The organism is Campylobacter concisus (assembly GCF_902460895.1).
GTDB classification, from domain to species: domain Bacteria; phylum Campylobacterota; class Campylobacteria; order Campylobacterales; family Campylobacteraceae; genus Campylobacter_A; species Campylobacter_A concisus_BC.
Genome location: NZ_CABPVL010000010.1, coordinates 12,665 through 14,685, shown reverse-complemented (window position 1 = coordinate 14,685; position 2,021 = coordinate 12,665). Strand labels below are relative to the sequence as shown.

The window sequence follows — 2,021 nt, the reverse complement described above, 5'->3', positions numbered from 1 at the left end:
AAGGTGCAAACGAAGCTAAAGACTATAAATTTGGCTTTACAAATTTTAAAGATGAAAAAGAGCACGATCTCTTTGAAAACAAAGATGAGCAAAAGCCTTTTTACTACTTTAGCCCAATAGATGATGAAAGCTCTAAAGGCTCACTTGATATCACAAATAAAAACACTAGTATAAGAGTGCTTGGCTATGATATAGAGATGGGTAGCTTGGATATAAAGCTAAAAAGAGCTAACAATGATGAGGAAAAAGAGAAGCAAGCACAAGATAGAGAGGCGGTAAATCATCAAAGCATGCCTTTGGGCGCCACAGCTACAAATTTCACCGCTCACCCAGTCATAGAAGACGACATCATCACTTGCCCGCATGGTGGCCAAGTGGTGCTAAAAAGCAAAGCTGGCAGGAGTATCAAATCTCAGGATATAGCGCTTATACTAGATAGGGGTAGCATAAAAAGAGATGTTTATAAAGAGATATATCTAGCCGCATAATAAATTAATAATATTGTAAATATAATCACAATAAAATTAAAAGAAATTTTATATCTTATATAGTTTTAAATTTAAAAGGATTTATGATGAAAAAAGTCAAATTTATAGTTTTTATCTGCTTGTTTATACTGCTACCACTTGCTTATTTTAATGGCTTTATAAGAATTTCTGATCTAACTAGTGAGCAAGAGAGCATTGCTAAAAAATATGGTGGTGTTTATGTATTTGATGAGAAGCTGGAGAAGGAGATAGATAAGAGGGAGGAAGAGATAAAAGAGCTAAGAGATTGCTACTCTAGCAAAACAACTAACGAGTGTGAGCTTGTTGTTAAAAAACAGGTTACTACTGATGGATATTTTTTAAACAAAGTTTGGAACAATAATAAAGAAAAATTTAGGCAAAGATATAATACCAATAGCGATAGTGAAGCACAAGATAAATTTATAAAAGATACTGCAAGCCAACAATCAACACCTATTCAGACATTGTCTAATGGAAAGAGATATTACTCAAGAAAAGATAATATAAAAATAGATAACTACAAAATTTTAAATAACTATGAAGAAAAACTAAAAGAATTTATGGGTAAAGATTATGATAAATATGAAAATTATCTAAGTATAAATTTAGGATATTTCTATATAGACAACGACACCATTATACCTATAAGCATTGGAGTTTCTACACTTTATACAGAAGTTATATTTGGACTATATGGCGACGAAGCAAGTGGCATAAAATTTACCAAGGAAAGCACTCAAAGACTAATTGGAGATAATAAATTTTACTTCATAGACAATAAATTTCAAAAAATCAGCAATAAAGACAAGGATAAATAGATGAATACTCTAAAGAATTTAACAAATAAAGAGATGGTAGATAAACTAAGAGTTTATGCTGATATTGCTGACGTTAGTTACGCATTTTTTGAATACATAGATGAGAATGAAATTTGGAGTTTTTCAGATAAATTTTATAATGAGAAAATTTTAAAGACGCCAAATCCTAGATGGGACTATGCCGATAGTACAAATTTTTTATATGAAAAAGAAATTAAAAGCATAAAAACAGATGAGCAGGGCAATGTTACTACCGAAGTAAAAAAGATGCCTACATCCTATGCCCTTTGTGTTGAAGCTAGATTTATGCAGGATTTAAAAATATTTAAACCAAGCGAGCTTAAAAAATCAGACCCTAAACCACAAAAAATAGACAACAGTATCCACTCATTTATAGATGTCGATGAAACAACAAAAGAACAAATGCTGTTTTACACAATAGACAATCTCTCCAAACGTACCAAAAATTTCACATCAAGATTTAGACTTCTAAAACATCAAAAAAATGATAATGAAGGTTTTAGTGCTACGCTCTTTGAAGATACAAAAGACAATGATAAAAGGATATTGGTTTTTAGAGGCACTGAAATGAATTTAACCGAAGAACCAGCAGACATTTGGGCTGATATAATGCTAGCTAGTGGGCACGTACCAACTCAAGTAAATTCTTTAATAAATTTCTTTCTAGATAATG

The 2,021-nt window shown here is 31.2% G+C and carries 1 protein-coding gene and 2 pseudogenes; all 3 read left to right on the top strand.

Annotated elements, in window-relative coordinates:
• A pseudogene (locus F3G98_RS10580) lies at positions 1 to 488 on the top strand (hypothetical protein); the annotation flags it as partial.
• Between the two features lie 86 nt (positions 489 to 574).
• Complete coding sequence (locus tag F3G98_RS09925) at positions 575 to 1,327, top strand: hypothetical protein (protein ID WP_149726113.1); 753 nt, start codon at positions 575 to 577, stop codon at positions 1,325 to 1,327.
• Positions 1,328 to 2,021 (top strand): annotated as a pseudogene (locus F3G98_RS10575) (hypothetical protein); the annotation flags it as partial.

Bases quoted from the DNA above. Each gene is read 5' to 3' on its own strand.
- F3G98_RS09925 (WP_149726113.1), top strand. From the start codon at position 575: ATGAAAAAAGTCAAATTTATAGTTTTTATCTGCTTGTTTATACTGCTA.